The organism is Curtobacterium sp. MCBA15_013, assembly GCF_001865095.1.
In the GTDB taxonomy this organism is placed as follows: Bacteria; Actinomycetota; Actinomycetes; order Actinomycetales; family Microbacteriaceae; genus Curtobacterium.
On record NZ_MJGQ01000015.1, the window covers coordinates 100,077 to 121,322 of the forward strand.

Sequence of the window (21,246 nt, forward strand, 5' to 3'; positions counted from 1 at the left end):
CCGACTGCAACCCGAACGCGCGGGGTACCGGCGTCCGCACACGACGGACGGGAGGGACGGTGCGGGCCCGCACCGTCCCTCCCGTCCGACGAACCGCGCGTCTACTGCCCGGTGGACGCCTCGATGACGCGCGCCACGGTGTCCGCGTCGAGCGCGAACGCGAGCGGGTCCGCGTCCGGGCGCGGCACGCGGACCGGGGTCGACCAGACCGAGCCGTCCTCGGCGACGTCGACGACGAGCGCTCCGGAGTCGACGTACGCGGACTCCTCCTCGTAGGCGCCGGTGACGTCGGTGTCGTTCGCGACACCGGGCGCGACGAGCACGGGCACGCCCGCGAGGGTCCCGGCGAAGTGGTGGTGGTAGTGGCCGGCGAGCACGACCCGGACGTCGGAGCCGCGGATCGCGTCGGCGAGTGCCTCCGGGTTGCGGAGTCGCAGGGCCTCGTGCAGCGCGGTCGGTGCCGGCAGCGGCGGGTGGTGCAGCACGACGACGGTGCCGTGCGGCGCGTGGTCGCCGGCGAGCGCGGCGCGGAGTCGTTCGAGCGACGCCTCGGCGATCTCGCCGTAGCCGACCCCGGGGACGCTCGTGTCGACCGTGACGATCCGCCGACCCGCGACGAGGGACTGCCCCCAGACCGGCACGGTCGGCGGGTGGTACTCCATGGTGTGCATGAGCGGCCGGCCGCCCTCGCCGAGGACGTGGCCGTTCGCGAGGACCTGTCGGAACCCCTCGCGGAGGTCGTGGTTGCCCGGGACGGTGACGAGCGCCGCACCGTGGCGTTCCGCCCAGCCGCCGACGCGCTCGAGCACCGCGGCGTACGACTCCGGAGTGCCGTCCTCGGACACGTCGCCGGACACCACCACGAGCCCGATCCCCGGGACGCCGTCGACCCGGGCGAGCACGCCCTCGAGCGCGGCGGTCGTGTCGACGGACCCCTGGTGCAGGGCACCGTCGCCCGTGAGGTGGGTGTCGGACAGGTGGAGGACGCGGAGGGTCCCGGCTGCGGGCTGCTGCATGGCCCCACGGTAGCGAGGGTGCCTTGCAGTCCCCGGTGCCCCGCGGGCGTCGTTCGGTGAGCAGGAATGGTCGGGTCCGGCGACGGGACCCGACCATTCCTGCTCACGATGCGCCCGACGCGAGCTGGTCCTCGAGGTTGAAGACCTCCGGCAGCACGCGCGCCGCCTGGTCCGCCCGCCCGGCCGCGCCGTCGAACAGGTCCTGCATGTGCGCCTCCCACGCGGCGGCCACCTCGGACGCGGCGAGCGACGCGTCGGCATCCGCCACCGAGTCCGTCTCGTAGTACCCGATGAGCAGGCCGTCGTCGTCGAGGAACAGCGAGTAGTTCCGACGTCCCGCGGCCGCGATCGCCCGCAGCATCGCCGGCCAGACCGCGGCGTGCCGCTCGCGGTAGGCGTCGAGGTGCTCGGTCCCCACCTGCAGGCGGAAGCAGACGCGGGTCACGTGATCCGCGCCTCCAGTGCCGTCCGGGAGGCGCGGATCACGCTGGTCCGCGTCGCTCACCGTGGCGTCCGCTCGTCTCGCGCACCCCGCAGCGCCTGCTGGCGCGCGGCGTGCTCCTCGGGCGTGCGGACCGTGCCGGTCGCGCTGGTGACGGTGCCGTAGCGTTCGGCCTCGATCTCCTCGAGGGTCTTGCCCTGCGTCCGCGGCGCCCAGATCGTCCCGATCAGGAACGACAGCGCGAGCAGACCGAGGATGAGCCCGCCGAGTGCACGGAGCCCGATGTCGGAGAGCAGGAGCGGGAACCAGATGCTCAGCAGCCCGACCATGACCCGCGCGGCGAGGAACAGGACGCCCTGCGCGCTCGCCCGGTACCGGGTGGCGAACAGCTCGCTCGTCCAGAGCCCGTAGAACGCCTGCGCGCCGATGCCCGACGAGATGCCCCACGCGATCGCGAAGAACAGCAGCGTGCCGAGGTTCGCGGGCGCGTAGATGAGGACGGCCCAGGCGACGACCGCGAGCGCGGCGCCGATCGCGTAGAGCAGCCTCCGGCTCATCCGGTCGGCGAAGCGCATGAACCCGAAGTACGTCGCGGCGACGGTGCAGCCCCACACGAGGATCTGCAGCCCGTACTGCTCGGTGACGCTCGTCACGCCGGTGGCGGAGTAGACGCGGGGCTGGAAGATGCCGGCCTGCCCGGCCACGGTGTTCCAGAGCGCGTAGACGCCGAACAGGAACAGCATCGCGGTCAGGTTCTTGCGGCGGCTGAACAGCTGGGTGAAGCCGTGGAAGAAGTTCGCGGAGCCGGTGGCCGCGCGCTCGTCCTTCCAGATCGTGGACTCGGGCAGGCCGCGTCGCAGCCACCACACGATCGCGGCGACGACGAACAGGTGCGCGAAGATCAGGCGGCTGCCGAGGAGCCCGAGCGGCGCGGCGGCGATGGCCAGGGCGAAGCCGACCATGGGGCCGATCGACCAGGCGAGCTGCGCGGTCCCGACGTGGGCAGCGCGCTTGTCGGCCGGGGCCTGCTCGGCGATGTAGGTCCAGCTCGCGGGGACGCCCGCACCGACCGCGATGCCGGTGAGGATGAACCCGACGAGGAGCATGCCGTAGCTGCCGGCGAACACCGCGAGCAGGATCCCGAGCATGTAGAGCAGCAGGTCGTAGGTGTAGATGAACTTCCGGCCGTAGCGGTCGCACAGGGGTCCGCCGACGATGGCACCGGCCGCTGCGCCGAACGCGTTCGCGGACAGGCTGGCGAGGAGCCCGACCTGCAGGTCCCCGACGTGGAACTGCGCCTGCCACAGGCTGAGGCTCGTGGCGATCGCGATGATCGACCCCGACTCGATGTAGTTCGACATGGCGACCGAGATCGTCGCCTTCCAGCCCGTGGTGTTGCGGGCTCCGATACGGACCGCCATTGGTCCTCCGTTCGCGTGTTCGTCAGTGAATCGTTTCAACGGTGCTGCGGAGACGGTACTCGTCGTTCGGCCGGAGGGCAAGTCGCTCCACCGGAACGCCCGCCCCGATGCCAGGATGACCCCATGGCAGTGAGCGTTCGGGACGTCGCAGCGCTCGCCGGCGTGTCACTCGGCACCGTCTCGAACGTGCTGAACCGTCCCGACAAGGTGGCACCGGGGACCGTCGAACGCGTGCAGTCCGCGATCGCCGAACTCGGGTTCGTCCGCAACGACTCCGCCCGCCAGCTCCGCGCCGGCCGCAGCTCGACCGTCGGGCTCATCGTGCTCGACGGCGGGAACCCGTTCTTCACCGACGTCGCCCGCGGCGCCGAGGACGCGGCCATGCAGAAGGGCCTGGCCGTCCTCGTCGGGAACTCCGACGAGTCGGTCGACCGCGAGCACACCTACGTCGACCTCTTCGAGGAGCGCCGCGTCGCCGGACTCCTCATCTCCCCCGCCGGGGACGACCTCGGCCGCCTCGAGCGCCTGCGCGACCAGGGCACCGCCGTGGTCCTCGTGGACCGCCGCGCCGACGACGAGCACTTCGCGTCCGTCTCCGTCGACGACGTCGCCGGAGGCCGCATCGCCGTCACGCACCTCACCGCGATCGGACGCCGGCGGATCGCCTTCGTCGGCGGCCCGTTCGGCATCCGGCAGGTCACCGACCGCCACTCCGGCGCGGTCGCCGCGGCCGAGGCGGCGGGTGCGGCGCTCGAGGTGATCCCGACCACGTCGCTCTCCGTCCTCGAGGGTCGGCGCGTCGGCGAGGAGATCCAGACCCGCCCGGCCGCCGACCGCCCGGACGCGGTGTTCGCGGCGAACGACCTGCTCGCCGTCGGCCTCGAACAGGCGTTCATCATGCGCGGGTCGATCCGGGTTCCGGAGGAGATCGCGATCGTCGGGTACGACGACATCGCGTTCGCCGAGGCCGCGGTCGTCCCGCTCACCTCGGTGCGGCAGCCGGCGCAGGACCTCGGGCGGCGGGCGATCGAGCTGCTGCTCGCCCAGGTGGACCAGGGGCAGGGCACGGACCAGCTGCACGTGGAGTTCACGCCCGAGCTCGTCGTGCGGCAGTCCACCGTCGCCGAGCGCTGAAGTGCGCTGCGCGCTGCGCGCTTCGCCGCGCGCCCGTGATCGTGCCGCCGGAGCGACAGGACACAGGCATGCCGTGGCGTCCGTGACGGCAGAGCGACAGACCCCAGGCAACCGTTCGCGGCACACCGTCGCTTTGGCGAACGGGGCGGCGAGCCGCGTCGGACGGGAGGCGCGGGTCGGCGCCGCACCGCGCCTCCAGTCACGGCCGTCGCCCCGCTGGCGCGGTGCGCCGGAACCGGCTGGTGGGGCCCACCTCGCGTCCGGCGGATGGCCGGGAGGGCGCGCCGGTCCGCCGTCCTGTCCGGCGGATGGCCGGGAGGGCGCGCCGGTCCGCCTACGATCGGAGCATGGTGCATGTCCCCCGGCGCGACGGACCGCCGAGCGTGCACCACGTCGCCGCTCGGGCGGGCGTCTCGCTCGCGACGGTCTCGAACGTGCTGAACCACCCGGAACGCGTGGCCGACGCGACCGCAGCGCGGGTCCGTGCCGCGATCACCGACCTCGGGTACACGCCGAACCGCAACGCGCGGGCACTCGCCTCGGGGAGCACGCGGGCGATCGGGCTCGTCGTGATGTCCCTCCGCAACTCCCTGTTCAGCGACATGGTGAACGGTGCGCAGCTCGCCGCGCGTGAGCGTGGGCTGACCCTGCTCATCACGAGCAGCGAGGACGACCTGCAGGCGCAGGGTGAGCACCTCGCGTTCCTCGAGAGCGCACGTGTGTCGGGGATCCTGCTCGCCCCGATGACCCAGTCCCGCGAGCAGGTCGAGACCACGCGGCGGCACGGGCGACCGGTGGTCTACGTGAACTTCGAGCCGACCGAGGTCGATGCGTGCTCGGTGGTGGTGGACAACGAGCAAGCGGCGTTCCTCGCGACGGAGCACCTCATCGAGCGCGGCTGCCGACGCATCGGGTTCGTCAGCGCCCGCGCGGAGCTGCAGCCCGTCGAACGTCGGCGGGCTGGGGTGCGCCGTGCGGTCGCCGCCCACCCCGAGGTCACGCTCGTCGACATCGACGCGGGAGACATCGACCCTCCCGGCGGGACCGACGCCGGTGCACGCATCGCCGCCATGCCGGTGGACGAGCGGCCGGACGGCATCCTCGGCGTGACGGACCTGCTGGCGATGGCGGTCGTGTCCGAACTGCGCGCGGCGGGGATCCGGGTGCCGGAGGACATCCCGGTGTCGGGCTGCGACCACAACTCGGTCGCGTGGGGCGGCGCCGTGCCGCTGACGTCGGTGACGATGCACGGGTCGGAGATGGGCGCGGCGGCGGTCGAGCTCATGCTGGCCGAACTCGACGAGGACCCCGCGGAGCACGTGCACCGGACGGTGGTGCTCGGGAGCGAGCTGGTGCCGCGCGAGAGCACCCTCGGGCGGGCGGGGGCGGCCGAGGTGGCTGCCCGGACGGCGCCGAGCGACCCGAGGCGTACCGAGGCCTGAGCGGGGCGCGCGCGGCGCTCGGCGTTCGGCGTTCGGCGTTCCCGAGTCTCGCGGAGGCGGACAGTTTCGCGGGCGCGGAGCCGCGAAAGTGTCCGCCGAGGCGAGTCTCGCGCGGTGGCCCGCGCGCGCGAGGTTTCGCGCTGAGCGACACCTCACGCGCCGCCGGCCCCGTGAACTGTCGGCCAGCGCGAAAACTCGCGACCACCCCGCCTAGCGCGCCCCGCCCGCCGGCCCGCCCCGCGCCTCCCGGCCCCAGCGGCCGGCGGGACCGCGCACTTGGGTAACGAATCAGGATCGGTGATTGACACGCTTCAATCCGCATGGTTCCATTCCGATTGAAACGTTCTAAACAGCACCACCGGGAACCGCATCGGCGCGGTGACCGGGTCCGTTTCACCCGGGTTCCCCCAGTCCCGGGCCTTACGAGGAGGTAAGGAATGTCCGCTCGTCCCCTGACCACCAGGTTGCTCGCCATCGGCGGCGCCGCGGTCCTCATCGGCAGCCTGGCCGCGTGCTCGTCGGGCGGCTCCGCCGACACCGGCAGCGGCGGCGGCAAGGTCACGATCACGTACCTCGCCGACAACGCCGAGGCCACCGCCGCCACCGCGAAGCCGCTCATCGCCGCGTTCGAGAAGGCGAACCCCGACATCACCGTCAAGTTCGACACGAAGCCGCAGGGCACCGACGGCGACAACCTGGTGAAGACCCGGCTGTCGACCGGCGAGATGGCCGACGTCTTCAACTACAACTCCGGCTCGCTCATGCAGGCGCTCAACCCGGACAACACGCTCGTCGACCTCTCGAAGGAGAGCTGGGCGAAGGACGTCGACCCGCAGTTCACCAAGGTCGTCAGCACCGACAAGGGCATGTACGGCGCACCGTTCGGCACCAGCTTCGGCGGCGCCGTCCTCTACAACAAGAAGGTCTACGCGGACCTCGGCCTGAGCGTCCCGACCACGTGGGCGGACTTCATCAGCAACAGCGAAAAGATCAAGGACGCCGGCATCGCGCCGATCATCCAGACCTACGGCGACACCTGGACCAGCCAGCTGTTCGTCCTCGGCGACTTCGCGAACATCACCGCGCAGCAGAAGAACTGGGCGACGCAGTACACGAAGCACAAGGAGTCCTACGCGGAGCAGCCGGCACTGGCCGGGTTCCAGCACCTCCAGGAGGGCAAGGACAAGGACCTCTACAACGAGGACTACGCGTCCGCCACGCAGGCGAACGGCCTGAAGATGCTCGCCGAGGGCAAGGGTGCCCAGTACCCGATGCTGACCAACGCGATCTCGGCGATCCAGCAGGACTCGCCCGACGCGGTGAACGACATCGGTGCCTTCGCCCTCCCGGCGGAGAACGCGGACGACACGAACCTCACCATCTGGGAGCCGAACGGCCTCTACATCCCGAAGACGACCACGGGTGACAAGCTCGCGGCCGCCAAGAAGTTCGTCGCCTTCGCGAACTCGTCCGAGGGCTGCAAGGTGCAGAACGACACCGGCACCCCCGGTGGCCCGTACGTCATCTCGACCTGCACCCTGCCCGACTCCGTCCCGCCGATGATCGGCGACCTGCAGAAGTACCTCGACGACGGCAAGGCGAGCCCGGCACTCGAGTTCCTCTCCCCGATCAAGGGCCCGAACCTCGAGAAGATCTGCGTGCAGGTCGGCTCGGGCATCACGAACGCGGCGAAGGGCGCTGACCAGTACGACGACGACGTCGTCCAGCAGGCCCAGCAGCTCGGCATCAAGGGCTGGTGATCCGGTGACCGCGACCCTCACGACGGCGGTGGCCCCGCCGCAGACCACGAAGGCAGGCCCCGGGCCGGCACGGCGCCGCATGCGCTCGTTCTACCCGGCCTGGTTCTTCATCCCGGCGATCGCGCTCTACGTCGTGTTCTTCGCGGTCCCGACCTTCGCGGGGTTCTACTTCTCGCTCACCCGCTGGACGCTGTTCGACCAGACCTTCATCGGCTTCGACAACTTCGTCCGGTTCTTCCAGGACCCGCAGCTCGTCTCCGGGTTCGTGCACACGTTCGAGTACGGGTTCGTGACGAGCGCGGCGAAGGTGGTCCTCGGACTCGCCCTCGCCCTGCTCCTCACGAGCCCCGTGCTCGGGCGCGGGTACCTCCGAGCGGTGGTGTTCTTCCCCGTGCTGGTGTCGACCATCGGCATCGGCATCACGTTCAAGGCGCTGATGGACCCCTTCCACGGGATCATCAACGGCGCCCTCGGGGCAGTCGGCCTCCCCACACCTGGATGGCTGACCGACCCGGCCCTCGCCCTCTGGAGCGTCGCCGCGGTGGACGTCTGGAAGGGCGTCGGCATCGCGACGCTCATCTTCATCGCCGGCATCGTGGCGATCCCCCAGGAGTACTTCGAGGCCGCCCGGGTCGACGGCGCCAGCGCGTGGACGATCTTCAAGAACATCACGCTGCCGCTGTCCCGCCCGGCGATGGGGACGGTCATCATCCTGTCGCTCATCGGCGGCCTGCGGTCGTTCGACCTCATCTGGGCGATGACCGGCGGCGGACCCGGCTTCACGAGCGACGTCATCGCGAGCGTGATCTACAAGCAGTACCAGGCCGGGTTCTACGGGCTGTCGACCGCCGGCAACGTCGTGTTGTTCATCGTGGTCACGGCGATCATGGTCCCGATCTCCTGGCTCATCAACCGCAAGGAGGCGGACCTGTGACCGCGATCACCACCGGCCGACGCGCCGGCGCCGCGAAGACGCCCACCCCGCGCCGACGAAGCCCGCACACCGCACGCAAGTGGGTCATCGGCATCGTCGCGATCGTCGTCAGCTTCGTGGTCTTCCTCGTGCCGTTCGTCTTCGTCCTGCTGCAGGCCGCGAAGAGCCCGGCCGAGGCCAACCAGCTCGGCTTCAGCCTGCCGACCCAGTGGCAGCTGTGGCAGAACCTCGTGGCGGTCATGCAGACCGGCGACGGCGGGATCCTGCGCTCGTTCCTGAACAGCGCCGTGCTCACCGTGGGGAGCGTCATCATCATGGTGGTGTTCTCCGCGATGGTCGGCTACGTCCTGCAACGGCGGCCGAGCAAGTGGAACGGTCTGATCAACTTCTTCGTCCTGGCCGGCCTCATCGTCCCGCCCGCGATCGTCCCGACGATCTGGGTGCTGCAGGGGCTCAACCTGTTCAAGACCATGGGCGGGATGATCCTCATCGAGGCGACCTTCGGCCTCTCGTTCTGCATCCTGCTCTTCCGGGCGTTCGTCGCGACGATCCCCAAGGAGCTCGACGAGGCAGCCGTGCTCGACGGCGCCGGTCCGATCCGCCTGTTCTTCGGGGTCGTCCTGCCGCTGCTCAAGCCGGTCATCATCACGGTCGTGCTCGTGCAGTCCGTGACCGTGTTCAACGACTTCACGAACCCGCTGTACTTCCTGCCGGGTTCGGAGAACGCGACGGTGCAGCAGACGCTGTACACGTTCCAGAGCCAGTCGGTCAGCCAGCTGAACCTGCTGTTCACGGACGTGCTGCTCATCACGATCCCGCCGCTGATCCTCTACATCTTCTTCAACCGTCAGATCGTCGCCGGCATGACGAGCGGCGCCGTCAAGGGCTGACGCCCGATCCACGGCCTGGAGGCGCGACCCGCCTCCACCACCCCGCCCCCGCGGGCGGGTGGCCGGGCCCACGACCCCCGCACCGGTCGACGACGACCGGTCGCGTGAAAGGACACACCACATGACCGCCTGGACAGCACCGTTCATCGCGAGCGACGCCGACCTCGGGAGCGCACCGATCCTGCGCCGGGAGTTCACCCTCGACGACGGCCACGGCGCCGTGACGAGCGCGACCCTCGACGTCAGCGCCCTCGGCGTCGTCGAGGCCTGGCTCGGCGGGCAGCGCGTCTCCGACCACCTGCTCGAACCGGGGTGGACGAGCTACGAGTGGCGCGTCCGCGTCGTCTCGCACGACGTCACGGCACACCTCACCGACGCCGAGCCGGGCGGCGCCGCCGTCCTCGCGCTCGTCCTCGGCAAGGGCTGGGCCGCCGGACGCCTCGCCTGGGGCGGCGGTGGCGGCTGGTACGCCGACGAGGTCGCCGGGTTCGCCGAACTCCGCGTCACCTTCGCTGACGGCCACGAGCAGCTCGTCGCGACCGACACCGACTGGCAGGCGCTGTCGAGTGCGATCACGGCCGACCAGCTCTACGACGGCGAGGACGTCGATGCCCGCCTGCGCGACGGCTCCTTCCTCACGCCCGGTGACGTGACGGTGCCGAGTGTGGACGGACACGAGGGCCGCACGAGCACGGTGCACACGGTGGACCTCGGGGAGCGCGAGCTCGTCGCCGACACCGTGCCGCCCGTCCGACCGCTCGCCGAGATCGCCCCGGTCGAGGTCTGGACGAGCCCCGCCGGCGCCACGCTGGTCGACTTCGGCGTGAACCTCGTCGGCTGGATCCGGGTGACCGCGTCCGGCCCGGCGGGGACGGTCCTGACCCTGCAGCACGCCGAGGTCCTCGAGCACGACGAGCTCGGCACGCGCCCCCTGCGCACCGCGAAGGCCACCGACCACTTCACCCTCAGCGGGGACGGCCAGGACGTCTTCGAGCCGCGCTTCACGTTCCACGGCTTCCGGTACGCCCAGGTCGACGGGTGGCCCGGCACGCTCGACGAGCTCCGCACCGCCCTCACCGCGGTGCAGGTCGGGTCGGACCTCCCCCGCACCGGCACGTTCGAGTCGAGCCACGAGCTGCTGAACACCTTCCACGACAACGTGGTGCGAGGCATGCAGGGCAACTTCCTCAGCGTGCCGACCGACTGCCCGCAGCGCGACGAACGACTCGGGTGGACCGGCGACATCGCGGCGTTCGCGCCGACGGCCTCGTACCTCTTCGACACGCGGGCGTTCCTCGGCGACTGGCTCCGCGACGTGTGGCTCGAGCAGCAGCACGCCGACGGCATCATCCCCTTCGTCGTGCCGGACGTGCTGAAGTACTCGCCCGCCGAGGACTTCGGCAAGCCCGACGCCACCGCAGTCTGGTCGGACGCCGGGGTGTGGGTGCCCTGGACGCTCTACCAGGCGTACGGCGACACCGCGGTGCTCGAGGAGCAGTTCCCGTCCATGGCCGCGCACCTCCGGCGGATCCGCGACCACCTCTCCCCCGAGGACCTGTGGGACACCGTGTTCCAGTTCGGCGACTGGCTGGACCCGGACGCCCCGCCGGAGGACCCCGCGGCGGCGAAGGCCGACAAGGGCGTCGTCGCGACGATCTGCGCGTACCGGTCCGCCACCATCGCGGCGGACGCGGCCGAGCTGTTGGGCGGCCACGAGGCGGAGGCGAGCGAGTTCCGGGAACTCGCGTCGCGCCTCCAGGCCGGCTTCCGGACCCACTACCTGCAGGACGACGGTCGGATCCTGTCCGACTGCACGACCGTGTACACGCTCGCGATCGTGTTCGGGATCCTGTCCGAGGCGGAGCGGGCCACGGCCGGCGACCGTCTGGCGGAGCTCGTCGAGCAGTCCGGGTACCGGATCTCGACGGGCTTCGCCGGGACGCCGTTCATCACGGATGCGCTGACGCAGACCGGACACCTCGAGGACGCGTACCGGCTGCTGCTGCAGACCGAGTGCCCGTCGTGGCTGTACCCGGTGACGATGGGCGCGACGACGGTGTGGGAGCGGTGGGACTCGATGCTCCCGGACGGCACGATCAACCCGGGCCAGATGACGTCGTTCAACCACTACGCGCTCGGTGCCGTGGCGGACTGGATGCACCGCGTGGTCGGTGGTCTCGCGCCGTTGACGCCCGGGTACGAGTCGGTGCTCGTGGCGCCGCAGCCCGGAGGCGGTCTCACGTGGGCGTCGACCTCGCTCGACACCGTGCACGGGCACGTCGCCGTGCGGTGGGAGCTCGTCGACGGGGAGCTGCTCGTGCGGGTGACCGTGCCCGAGGGCGTCACCGCGGTGGTGCGGCTGCCGGGTGCTGCGGAGCAGCGCGTGTCGGGAGGCACGCACGAGCTGCGCGCGCCGGCCGCGGTCCCCGCGGGGTAGCGGCCGCCGCGGGGCGGCGCACAACCAAAGTCACGTTGCGCCGCGCGATCGCGCGGTTCGAACGCACTGTGGTTGTGCAGCACCGCCCCGAACCGCCACCACGGAGCGCGCGACCACACCCCGGCTTGCGCGAACCCCGCGCAGCACGTACCGTATGAAACGATTCAATCGACACGAGGAAGTGACACGATGACATCAGCGAACTTCAGCTCCGTCGCCGACCAGCTGGCCCGGCAGGCGATCGAGCTCCCGAGCTGGGCGTTCGGCAACTCCGGCACCCGCTTCAAGGTGTTCGGGACCCCCGGCACCCCGCGCGACCCCTACGAGAAGATCGCCGACGCCGCCCAGGTCCACCGGTACACCGGGCTCGCACCGACCGTCGCGCTCCACATCCCGTGGGACCTCGTCGACGACTTCGCCGACCTGAAGCGCCACGCGGAAGAGCACGGCGTCTCCCTCGGCACCGTCAACTCGAACACGTTCCAGGACGACGACTACAAGTTCGGCGCCCTGACCCACGTCGACGAGACGATCCGGCAGAAGGCGATCGACCACCACCTGCGCTGCATCGACGTGATGGACGCCACGGGTTCCCGCGACCTGAAGATCTGGCTCGCCGAGGGCTCGAACTACCCCGGCCAGGAGGACATGCGCTCCCGCCAGGACCGCCTCCACGACTCGCTGACCACGATCTACGACCGACTCGGCCCGGACCAGCGCCTCGTGCTCGAGTACAAGTTCTTCGAGCCGTCGTTCTACCACACGGACGTCCCGGACTGGGGCACGAGCTACGTGCAGACGGCGGCGCTCGGCGAGAAGGCCATGGTCTGCCTCGACACCGGCCACCACGCCCCCGGCACGAACATCGAGTTCATCGTCATGCAGCTCCTCCGCCTCGGCAAGCTCGGCAGCTTCGACTTCAACTCGCGCTTCTACGCCGACGACGACCTCATCGTGGGCGCCGCCGACCCGTTCCAGCTGTTCCGCATCCTCGTCGAGGTCATCCGCGGCGGCGGCTACGACAACCCCGACGTCGCGTTCATGCTCGACCAGTGCCACAACATCGAGGACAAGATCCCCGGGCAGATCCGCTCGGTGCTCAACGTCCAGGAGATGACGGCCCGAGCACTGCTCCTCGACCGCGTCGCACTGACCGCCGCCCAGGAGGCGCACGACGTCCTCGGCGCGAACGAGATCTTCATGGACGCGTACCAGACCGACGTCCGCGCCGACCTCGCCGCGTGGCGCGAATCCCGCGGTCTCCCTGCGAACCCGATGCGCGCCTACCTCGACTCCGGTTACCAGCGGCAGATCGCCGAGGACCGGGTCGGCGGCGTCCAGGCCGGCTGGGGCGCGTAGACATCATGACAAGCACAGGACTGGAGGCACGGGTGGACCCCGCAACGCACGGCACCGACGCAGACACCACGATCAGTGCGCTCGTCGCACGTTCGAACGCGCTCGGCTCGGATCCGCGGATCACGAACTACGCGGGCGGCAACACCTCCGCCAAGGGCACCGACACCGACCCGGTCACGGGCGAACCGGTGGAGCTGCTCTGGGTGAAGGGCTCCGGGGGCGACCTCGGCACCCTCACCCCGGCGGGCCTCGCAGTCCTGCGCGTCGACCGGGTCCGCGCACTGCAGGACGTCTACCCCGGCGTGGAGCGCGAGGACGAGATGGTCGCCGCGTTCGACCACACCCTGTTCGGTCGCGGTGGCGCAGCACCCTCCATCGACACCGCGATGCACGCCCTCGTCGACGCCGCGCACGTCGACCACCTGCACCCGGACGCCGGCATCGCCATCGCGACCGCCGCCGACGGCCCGGCCCTGACCGAGCAGGTCTTCGGCGACAAGGTGGTCTGGGTGCCGTGGCGCCGACCGGGGTTCCAGCTCGGGCTCGACATCGCGGCGGTCAAGCGGGACCACCCCGCGGCGATCGGCACGATCCTCGGCGGCCACGGCATCACCGCCTGGGGCGACACCAGCGCCGAGGCCGAGGCGAACTCCCGCTGGATCATCGACACGGCAGAGGCGTTCATCGCCGAACACGGGAAGGACCAGCCGTTCGGCCCCGTCCGCCGCGGCTTCGAGGCGCTGCCGACGGACGAGCGCCGCGAGCGTGCCGCAGCCCTCGCCCCGACGATCCGGGGCATCGCCGGGCACGACAAGCCGGTGGTGGGTCACTTCACCGACAGCGACGTCGTGCTCGACTTCCTCGCGTCGTCACGGGCAGAGGAGCTCGCGGCCCTCGGGACGAGCTGCCCGGACCACTTCCTCCGCACCAAGGTGAAGCCGCTCATCCTCGACCTGCCCGCCACGGCGACGGTCGAGGAGCAGACCGCGCGCCTGCACGAGCTCCACGAGCAGTACCGCGTCGACTACCAGGGGTACTACGACCGGCACGCCGACGAGACGAGCCCGGCGATCCGCGGCGCCGACCCGCTCATCGTGCTCGTCCCGGGCATCGGCATGTTCTCCTACGGCAAGGACGCCCAGACCGCCCGCGTCGCCGGCGAGTTCTACGTGAACGCCATCAACGTCATGCGTGGTGCGGAGTCCCTCAGCACCTACGCCCCCATCGACGAGGCCGAGAAGTTCCGCATCGAGTACTGGGCCCTCGAGGAGGCGAAGCTCCAGCGCATGCCCGCACCGAAGAAGCTCGCCACGCGCATCGCCCTCGTCACCGGAGCCGCGAGCGGCATCGGCAAGGCCATCGCGAAGCGCCTGGCGGCCGAGGGCGCCGCGGTCGTCATCGCGGACCTCGACCTCGCCAAGGCGCAGGAGGCCGCGGCCGAGATCGGGAACACCGACACGGCGATCGGCGTCGCCGCGAACGTGACGGACGCCGGCGCGATCGACCACGCGGTCCAGCAGACGCTCCTGCACTTCGGCGGCCTCGACCTCGTCGTGAACAACGCCGGGCTGAGCCTCAGCAAGAGCCTGCTCGAGACCACCGAGCAGGACTGGGACCTGCAGCACGACGTCATGGCGAAGGGCTCGTTCCTGGTGTCGAAGGCGGCCGCGAAGGTCCTCATCGAGCAGGGCCTCGGCGGCGACATCGTGTACATCTCGTCGAAGAACTCGGTGTTCGCCGGCCCGAACAACATCGCCTACTCGGCGACCAAGGCCGACCAGGCGCACCAGGTCCGACTGCTGGCGGCCGAACTCGGTGAGCACGGGGTGCGCGTCAACGGCATCAACCCCGACGGTGTCGTCCGTGGCTCGGGCATCTTCGCGTCCGGCTGGGGTGCGAACCGGGCGAAGACGTACGGCATCGAGGAGCAGGACCTCGGCAAGTTCTACGCCCAGCGCACGATCCTCAAGCGCGAGGTCGTGCCCGAGAACGTCGCCAACGCCGTCTACGCCATCTGCACCGACGACTTCTCGCACACGACCGGCCTGCACGTCCCCGTGGACGCCGGGGTCGCGGCAGCGTTCCTGCGCTGATGTCCGGGACAGGGGCAGCAGCGTGACGAACAGCGGCGGCGTCGCCGCGGTCGACCTCGGCGCCACGAGCGGGCGGGTGATCGTCGGCCACGTCGACACCGACGGCGTCCGGATGGAGCACGTCGCCCGGTTCCCGAACGGTCCGGTCGCGCTCCACGAGGGCGGCCGCGACGCCCTGCACTGGGACGTCGTCGAGCTGTACCGGCAGGTCAACGCGGGCCTCGGCGACGCCTTCGCCCGGAACCCGGACATCGCCAGCATCGGCATCGACTCGTGGGCGGTCGACTACGGTCTGCTCCGTGGCGGGCGGCTGCTCGGGCTGCCGTCCCACTACCGCGACGCACGACACGAAGGCGGCGTCGCAACCGTGCACGAGCGACTCTCCGCCGCCGAGCTGTACGCCCGGAACGGCCTGCAGCACCTGCCGTTCAACACCCTGTTCCAGTTCGCCGTCGACCCGTCCCTGCAGCTCGCGCAACGGGCGCTCCTCGTGCCCGACCTGCTCGGCTACTGGCTGACCGGCGTCGAGGCGGCCGAGCGCACGAACGCCTCGACGACCGGGGTCCTGAACGCGACCACCCGCGGGTGGGACCCGGCGTTGCGGGCTGCTGCGCGCCTCCCGAGCGGACTCCTGCCCACCCTGCGCGACCCGGGCGACCGACTCGGTCCCCTGCTGCCCGCCGTCGCCGAGGCGGTCGGCGGCACCGCGCCGGTCACGCTCGTCGGCTCCCACGACACGGCCTCGGCCGTGGTGGCGGTACCGGCCACCGACCCGGACTTCGCGTACATCTCGTCCGGCACCTGGTCGCTCGTCGGCGTCGAGCTCGACGCACCCGTCCTGTCGGACGCGGCTCGCGAGGCCAACTGCACCAACGAGGGCGGCGTCGACGGACGCGTCCGGTTCCTGAAGAACGTGTCCGGGCTGTGGCTGCTCTCCGAGAGCGTGCGCACCTGGGAGCGCGGTGGCGAGCGCGTCGACCTGGAGGCGCTGCTCGCCTCCGCAGCGGACGTCACCGCCCCGGTCCCCGTCTTCGACGTCGCGGACGACACGTTCACCGCGCCGGGTGACATGCCGGCACGGATCGCCGCCTGGTGCGGTGCACACGGACTCGCCGCCCCGGCGTCGCGGGCCGAGACCGTGCGGTCGATCCTCGAGTCGCTCGCCTCGGCGTACGCCTCGACCCTCGAGACGATCGTCGCCGTCACGGGCCGAGACGTCCGACAGGTGCACGTCGTCGGCGGAGGATCGCAGAACCGGCTCCTCTGCCAGCTCACCGCCGACCGCACCGGGCTCCCCGTGCTCGCCGGACCGGTCGAGGCGACCGCGCTCGGCAACGTCCTCGTGCAGGCGCGGGCCGTCGGGCTCGGCGGCCTCGGTGGCGCCTCGCTCGAGGCCCTGCGCTCGACGATCGCCCGTTCCGTCGAACCCGTGCGCTACACCCCGCGAGCCGATCACTCCACCCACCGATCCACCCCGAGACGTAGGATGTCTGTATGACCTCGACCGACGACCAGCACCGCGTCGACCCCGCGACGGGCGCTCCGGCAGCGACCCCCGGGGCGCCGTCGGCCCGGCGCACACCGATCAAGCGGCAGCTGCCGACCGTGCGCGACCTCGCGCCGCTCATGCAGTTCAAGAAGCCGTCGCTGCCGGGCCGGCGACAGCGTCTCGAGTCGGCGCTGACGATCTGGGACCTGCGCGACATCGCCGCCCGACGCACGCCGAAGGCCGCGTTCGACTACACCGAAGGCGCCGCCGAGGCCGAGATCTCCCTCGCCCGTGCCCGCCAGGCGTTCGAGGACATCGAGTTCACGCCCGCGATCCTGCGGGACGTCTCGAAGGTCGACACGTCGCGCGAGGTGCTCGGTGCGCCCGTCGCCCGCCCGTTCGGCATCGCCCCGACCGGTTTCACGCGCATGATGCAGACCGAGGGCGAGCGCGCCGGAGCCCGGGCAGCGGGCCGCGCCGGCATCCCGTTCTCGCTCTCCACGATGGGGACCACCGCGATCGAGGACGTCCGCGACGCCAACCCGTCGGGCCGCAACTGGTTCCAGCTCTACATGTGGAAGGACCGCGAGAAGTCGATGGCGCTCGTCTCCCGCGCCGAGAAGGCCGGGTTCGACACGCTGCTCGTCACCGTGGACGTGCCCGTCGCCGGTGCCCGGCTGCGGGACAAGCGCAACGGGTTCTCCATCCCGCCGCAGCTGAGCGCCCGCACCGTGCTGAACGCGATCCCGCGGCCCTGGTGGTGGTTCGACTTCCTCACCACCGAGCCGTTGGCGTTCGCGTCGCTCGACCGCTGGTCCGGCACCGTCGGCGAGCTCCTCGACCACATGTTCGACCCGACCGTCACCTACGAGGACCTCGAGTGGATCCGGTCGCAGTGGAAGGGCAAGGTCGTCGTCAAGGGCGTGCAGTCACTGGCGGACGCGAAGCGACTGGCGGACATGGGCGTCGACGGGATCACGCTGTCGAACCACGGCGGCCGGCAGCTCGACCGCGCTCCCGTCCCGTTCCACCTGCTCCCCTCCGTCGTCCGCGAGGTCGGCAAGGACACCGAGGTGCACCTCGACACGGGGATCATGTCCGGCGCCGACATCGTCGCCGCGGTGGCCCTCGGTGCGAAGTTCACGATGGTCGGTCGGGCGTACCTGTACGGCCTGATGGCGGGTGGCGAGGCCGGGGTCGACCGGATGATCCAGATCCTGTCCGAGCAGATCGAGCGGACGATGCGGCTGCTCGGGGTGGCCTCGCTCGACGAGCTCGAGCCGGGGCACGTGACGCAGTTGCAGCGGTTGACGCCGGTCGCGCGGGGCTGACCGGCGCGCGGTCACGCTGGCGGTCCGTCCGGCTGAGTCGCGCGCCCGCGTAGCTGCTCGAGCAGGCGTTCGATGTTCCGGAGCGCCCGGCGCGTCTCCCAGGCCGCGTACGCGGTGAGAGCGAGGCACACGGCGAGGAACACCCACCCGGTCGGCCCGAGCGCGACTACCGCCCAGACCCCGAGCGCGATGGCCACCGCGGCGGAGACCGGGACGACCACGCGGTTGTTGCGGTAGCGCCACCGGGCTGACTCCAGGGCACGCAGCCACGTGGCGCGGTCGACCTGTGACGGCAACTCCCCGGTCCGGACGGCACGGTGGATGCCCCTCACCACGTCGTCCCCGCCACCCCGTCGCTGTCGGAGCACGATGAGCGCGCCCAAGCCCACCGTCGCCACCGCGGCGTAGACCAGGGAACCGACAGCCCGTTCGACGGGGTCGAAGCCGTGCGCGTCGACGACGAACCCGATGCCGAACCAGAACGCGCCGAACAGCACGAAGAGCAGGGCGAGCAGTGCCGGCAGTGGGAGCTTGCGGATGCGGTGCACGAGGCAACCGGGGGTCAGCGGGGGTCGGGCGGGCGGCGGCGCACGACGAGGGTGCCGATGCCCTGGACGACGAAGTACGCGCCACTCCCCACGAGGACGACCGTCCTGATGACCGCGATGACCGACACGCTGCCCAGCACGAGCGTCCCCACGGCGAGTGCGATGAAGATCCCGCCCATCACGATCACGACGACCGGGTTCGGGGCGACGAAGAAGCGTCGGCCGCCGTTCGCGTCGGCGATCGCACGGTCGCGGGCGGTGGCGACGGCGGCAGGCGAACGACCCTCGCGCCGGTCCCGTCGGCGTTGCCGGGCGCGGAGCACCAGCCAGACGGCGACGCCGACGGAGATGGACACCAGCCACGCGACCCAGTCGATCGCTTGGAAGAAGCCCAGCACGAAGCTGGTGACCAGACCGGCGCCGACACCGATCGCGGCGGCCTTCGTCGTCCGGTCCGTCCGGCCGTCGATGCTCGTCACGTAGCCCGGGCGCCGGGCGTACGGGTCGTGCTCCGGCTCGGTCTGGTCAGCTGATCCTTCGTTCCCCACGCTCCGACCGTATCGAGATCGTGACCCGATGGACCGCTCGGAGGTGATGGAATGCCGTCATGCGGTGGGGACAGGGTCGTGCGGTGACGGGGATTGTCGTGGTGCTGCTGGTCGGCGCGGCGCTGTCGGGCTGCGCCGTACAGGCCGGAGCGGCCGCGTCCTGCGCCGGAACCTCGATCGACCTCGGCGACTCGGACCTGCGTCCCGGTGGCACGGTCGACCTGCACGTCGACCGGCTCTACCGCGACTGCGAGGACGGCGGCGGCACGTTCCGTGCGTCCGACGACGTCACGGTGACCATCACGCCCGAGTCGACCGGTGAAGCGGTGCTGCTCGGGCGGCCGACCCCGCAGGGCGAGCAGTTCAAGGTCGCCGGGCGCTTCGACCTGCCCGACGACGTGCCGGTGGGCGACGCCGTCCTCGACGTGAGCAGCCACGACGGCGACGGGTCCGGCGCGAGCCTGCCGGTGACGATCAGCGCGGACAGCGCCAGGTGACCGAGTAGCGCCAGAGCGGGTGCTGGCGGTACTCGGCCCCCATCAGGACGGCCCGGACCGCCTGCTCGACTTCGGGGTAGGAGTGCGGCGGCGGCCAGCACGTCGGCGCCGAGTGTTCCCAGAAGCCGCGGCGCCACGAGTACCAGCGGTGCTGGACGACACCGACGAGCCCGAGCAGGTGGTCCCGCACCCGGGTCGACTCGGCGAGCCCGACGACGACGAGCACCCCGCCGGGCGCCGTGAGGTCGGCGAGGCGAGCCAATGCCGCGGGGAGGTCCGGCAGGTGGTGGACCGTCGCGATCGAGGCGACGACGTCGAACCGCTGCCCGAGGTCGGCCGTCATCACGTCACCGACCACCCACTCGACGTCGGTGCTCCCGTGTTCGGCGCGGGCGGCGTCGAGGACGGTCCCGTCGAGGTCGATCGCCGTCACCTCGAGTCCGGCGTCGGCGAGGTCCCGCGCGAGCAGACCGTTGCCGGCCCCCACGTCGAGCGCGGTCCGGGCGCCCTCGGGGATGGCCGCGAGCACCCTCGGGTGGAAGTGCGTGTCGTGGTTCCAGTGCCCCGTCACCTCCGTCTCACCGCCACGTCTGCCGGACCAGCACCTCGAGCAGCCCGTCCGTGGGCGTGTTGGTCTGCGTCACCGAGATCCACGTGTCCCCCCGGACGAAGAACGTGTGGGTGGTCTCCAGCGGGTCGCCGTAGTAGTCCGACGACTCGCTGTGCTGACAGGCCCGCCCACCGAGCCGATCGGAGCACGACCAACCCGCCTGCTCGTGTGCGCTGAGTCGCTCGTCGAGGGTCCCTTCCGCGGTCGACCCCATCGCGAGGAAGAGGTTGTCCGATTCTTCCGGGCTCCCGGTCTGGGACCACCGGCAGACGAGGGCCGCGTCGGCGACGAACGGCTCGTCCGGGTCGACCCAGTAGTCCGATCCGACTCCGCCGGGTGCGACGGGTCGGATCTGCTCGACCTTCCGCTGGCCGAACAGCCGCGCGGAATCGGCTGACGGCACCGCCGCCGCGCACGAGTCCGGGATCGATGCCGCGACACCACCGGACGTCGGCGAGGACGGCCGGGTGGTCGGACGGATGGGAGCCGACGAGGCAGTCCGGTCCGGCCGGGGCACGGCCGCGGGACTCGAGGCGCTCGGAGCCGGCGGCGCGGCGATCGGACTCGGGATCATCCCGAGCGCGACCGCTCCACTCGCGGTGCCGACACCGAGCAGCGCCACGATCGCGACGGCGATCCCGACACGCTTGCGGACGGAGACCCGACGGGGTTCGGCGTCGAGGTGTGCGACGAAGCGCTGGCGCATGCCGACGATCATCTGCTGCAGGTCGTCTCCGACGGGAGGTTCAGAGCTCATCGTGCGTCACCGCCTTCTTGATCCGGGCCCGCGATCGCGCGACCCGCTGTCTGACCGCTCCGACGCTCAACCCGAGCGCAGTCGCGGCTTCGGCGTACGAACGGCCGTCGATGAGGCACAGCTCGCACACCTGCCGGTCGATCGGCGAGAGCGCGTCGATCTCGGCTCTGACCCAGCGCAGCCGGTCGCGGGCGTCGTCGTCCTCGACCGGTGCCGGCAGGTCGTCCGGCAGTTCGTCGCCCTGGTGCCGCTGGTGCGTGCGCCGGAGGTTCGCCGCGTGGTTGCGGCTGACCACCAGCAGCCACGGCAGGATCGACTCGTCGGGGAGCTCGATGGAAGCCGCCCGTCGCCAGAGCGTCACGAACGTGTCCTGGACGACCTCCTCGACGTCCTGGCGCGACGGGACGAGCGCCCAGGCGTACCGGGTCACCGTCGCCACGTAGCGGTCGAAGAGCGCGACGCCCGCTGCCCGGTCGCCGTTCCCCGCCGCCCGGACCAGTGCTGCGTCCGGTTCTCGTGATCGATCCATGACCACCCC

The 21,246-nt window shown here is 71.3% G+C and carries 19 protein-coding genes; 11 read left to right on the forward strand and 8 right to left on the reverse strand.

All coding sequences use genetic code 11. The features are described from left to right. Window positions 1-101: 101 nt before the first annotated feature. The 3 genes from BIV01_RS09990 to BIV01_RS10000 form a co-directional block, all read right to left on the reverse strand. On the reverse strand, window positions 102-1,016 hold the full coding sequence (locus BIV01_RS09990) for a metallophosphoesterase (protein ID WP_071302713.1): 915 nt from the start codon (window positions 1,014-1,016) through the stop codon (window positions 102-104). Window positions 1,017-1,119: 103 nt separating this feature from the next. Then, the gene (locus tag BIV01_RS09995; protein WP_071302714.1) at window positions 1,120-1,461 is read right to left on the reverse strand and encodes an L-rhamnose mutarotase; all 342 of its coding nucleotides are present in this window, start codon (window positions 1,459-1,461) and stop codon (window positions 1,120-1,122) included. Between the two features lie 56 nt (window positions 1,462-1,517). Beyond that, window positions 1,518-2,879 carry an MFS transporter gene (locus BIV01_RS10000; RefSeq protein ID WP_083413939.1) on the reverse strand — a complete coding sequence of 454 codons (1,362 nt, stop codon included), beginning with the start codon at window positions 2,877-2,879 and terminating at the stop codon, window positions 1,518-1,520. Window positions 2,880-3,002: 123 nt separating this feature from the next. On the opposite strand from BIV01_RS10000, the gene BIV01_RS10005 reads away from it, so the two are divergent. From BIV01_RS10005 to BIV01_RS10050, 10 genes are all read left to right on the forward strand, one after another. Then, complete coding sequence (locus tag BIV01_RS10005) at window positions 3,003-4,013, forward strand: LacI family DNA-binding transcriptional regulator (protein ID WP_071302715.1); 1,011 nt, start codon at window positions 3,003-3,005, stop codon at window positions 4,011-4,013. 347 nt (window positions 4,014-4,360) lie between these two features. Then, window positions 4,361-5,455 carry a LacI family DNA-binding transcriptional regulator gene (locus tag BIV01_RS10010; RefSeq protein ID WP_071302716.1) on the forward strand — a complete coding sequence of 365 codons (1,095 nt, stop codon included), beginning with the start codon at window positions 4,361-4,363 and terminating at the stop codon, window positions 5,453-5,455. A 437-nt stretch (window positions 5,456-5,892) separates the two neighbouring features. Beyond that, window positions 5,893-7,215 (forward strand): ABC transporter substrate-binding protein, encoded by a 1,323-nt coding sequence (locus tag BIV01_RS10015; RefSeq protein WP_070418239.1) that lies wholly within the window; start codon window positions 5,893-5,895, stop codon window positions 7,213-7,215. A 79-nt stretch (window positions 7,216-7,294) separates the two neighbouring features. Further along, window positions 7,295-8,149 carry a carbohydrate ABC transporter permease gene (locus tag BIV01_RS10020; RefSeq protein ID WP_083295454.1) on the forward strand — a complete coding sequence of 285 codons (855 nt, stop codon included), beginning with the start codon at window positions 7,295-7,297 and terminating at the stop codon, window positions 8,147-8,149. Between the two features lie 86 nt (window positions 8,150-8,235). Then, window positions 8,236-9,039 carry a carbohydrate ABC transporter permease gene (locus tag BIV01_RS10025; RefSeq protein ID WP_071295632.1) on the forward strand — a complete coding sequence of 268 codons (804 nt, stop codon included), beginning with the start codon at window positions 8,236-8,238 and terminating at the stop codon, window positions 9,037-9,039. 121 nt (window positions 9,040-9,160) lie between these two features. Then, on the forward strand, window positions 9,161-11,476 hold the full coding sequence (locus tag BIV01_RS10030; RefSeq protein ID WP_071302717.1) for a family 78 glycoside hydrolase catalytic domain: 2,316 nt from the start codon (window positions 9,161-9,163) through the stop codon (window positions 11,474-11,476). Window positions 11,477-11,665: 189 nt separating this feature from the next. Continuing rightward, on the forward strand, window positions 11,666-12,835 hold the full coding sequence (gene rhaI, locus BIV01_RS10035) for an L-rhamnose isomerase (RefSeq protein WP_071302718.1): 1,170 nt from the start codon (window positions 11,666-11,668) through the stop codon (window positions 12,833-12,835). A gap of 5 nt (window positions 12,836-12,840) precedes the next feature. Next, window positions 12,841-14,928, forward strand: a complete 2,088-nt coding sequence (locus BIV01_RS10040) for a bifunctional rhamnulose-1-phosphate aldolase/short-chain dehydrogenase (RefSeq protein ID WP_083413942.1) — start codon at window positions 12,841-12,843, stop codon at window positions 14,926-14,928. 22 nt (window positions 14,929-14,950) lie between these two features. Next, window positions 14,951-16,426, forward strand: a complete 1,476-nt coding sequence (locus BIV01_RS10045) for a rhamnulokinase (protein ID WP_071302720.1) — start codon at window positions 14,951-14,953, stop codon at window positions 16,424-16,426. 128 nt (window positions 16,427-16,554) lie between these two features. Then, the gene (locus BIV01_RS10050) at window positions 16,555-17,748 is read left to right on the forward strand and encodes an alpha-hydroxy acid oxidase (protein ID WP_071302887.1); all 1,194 of its coding nucleotides are present in this window, start codon (window positions 16,555-16,557) and stop codon (window positions 17,746-17,748) included. Between the two features lie 11 nt (window positions 17,749-17,759). Here BIV01_RS10050 and BIV01_RS10055 read toward each other — a convergent pair whose 3' ends face one another. Both BIV01_RS10055 and BIV01_RS10060 read right to left on the reverse strand, forming a co-directional pair. Further along, on the reverse strand, window positions 17,760-18,296 hold the full coding sequence (locus BIV01_RS10055; protein ID WP_071302721.1) for a hypothetical protein: 537 nt from the start codon (window positions 18,294-18,296) through the stop codon (window positions 17,760-17,762). Window positions 18,297-18,310: 14 nt separating this feature from the next. Continuing rightward, the gene (locus BIV01_RS10060) at window positions 18,311-18,844 is read right to left on the reverse strand and encodes a hypothetical protein (RefSeq protein ID WP_071302722.1); all 534 of its coding nucleotides are present in this window, start codon (window positions 18,842-18,844) and stop codon (window positions 18,311-18,313) included. An 83-nt stretch (window positions 18,845-18,927) separates the two neighbouring features. On the opposite strand from BIV01_RS10060, the gene BIV01_RS10065 reads away from it, so the two are divergent. Then, a complete protein-coding gene (locus BIV01_RS10065) occupies window positions 18,928-19,341 on the forward strand; it encodes a hypothetical protein (protein WP_139199291.1) in 414 nt (137 codons plus the stop codon). Here BIV01_RS10065 and BIV01_RS10070 read toward each other — a convergent pair. The 3 genes from BIV01_RS10070 to BIV01_RS10080 are packed head-to-tail and all read right to left on the reverse strand — an operon-like array spanning window position 19,319 to window position 21,237. After that, the gene (locus BIV01_RS10070; RefSeq protein ID WP_071302724.1) at window positions 19,319-19,912 is read right to left on the reverse strand and encodes a class I SAM-dependent methyltransferase; all 594 of its coding nucleotides are present in this window, start codon (window positions 19,910-19,912) and stop codon (window positions 19,319-19,321) included. The genes BIV01_RS10065 and BIV01_RS10070 overlap by 23 nt on opposite strands. Before the next feature lie 7 nt (window positions 19,913-19,919). Next, window positions 19,920-20,708 (reverse strand): hypothetical protein, encoded by a 789-nt coding sequence (locus tag BIV01_RS10075; RefSeq protein ID WP_139199292.1) that lies wholly within the window; start codon window positions 20,706-20,708, stop codon window positions 19,920-19,922. After that, entirely contained in the window at window positions 20,698-21,237 is a 540-nt protein-coding gene (locus BIV01_RS10080; protein ID WP_083413978.1) for an RNA polymerase sigma factor, read from the reverse strand. The genes BIV01_RS10075 and BIV01_RS10080 overlap by 11 nt, the downstream gene beginning before the upstream one ends. Window positions 21,238-21,246 lie beyond the last annotated feature (9 nt).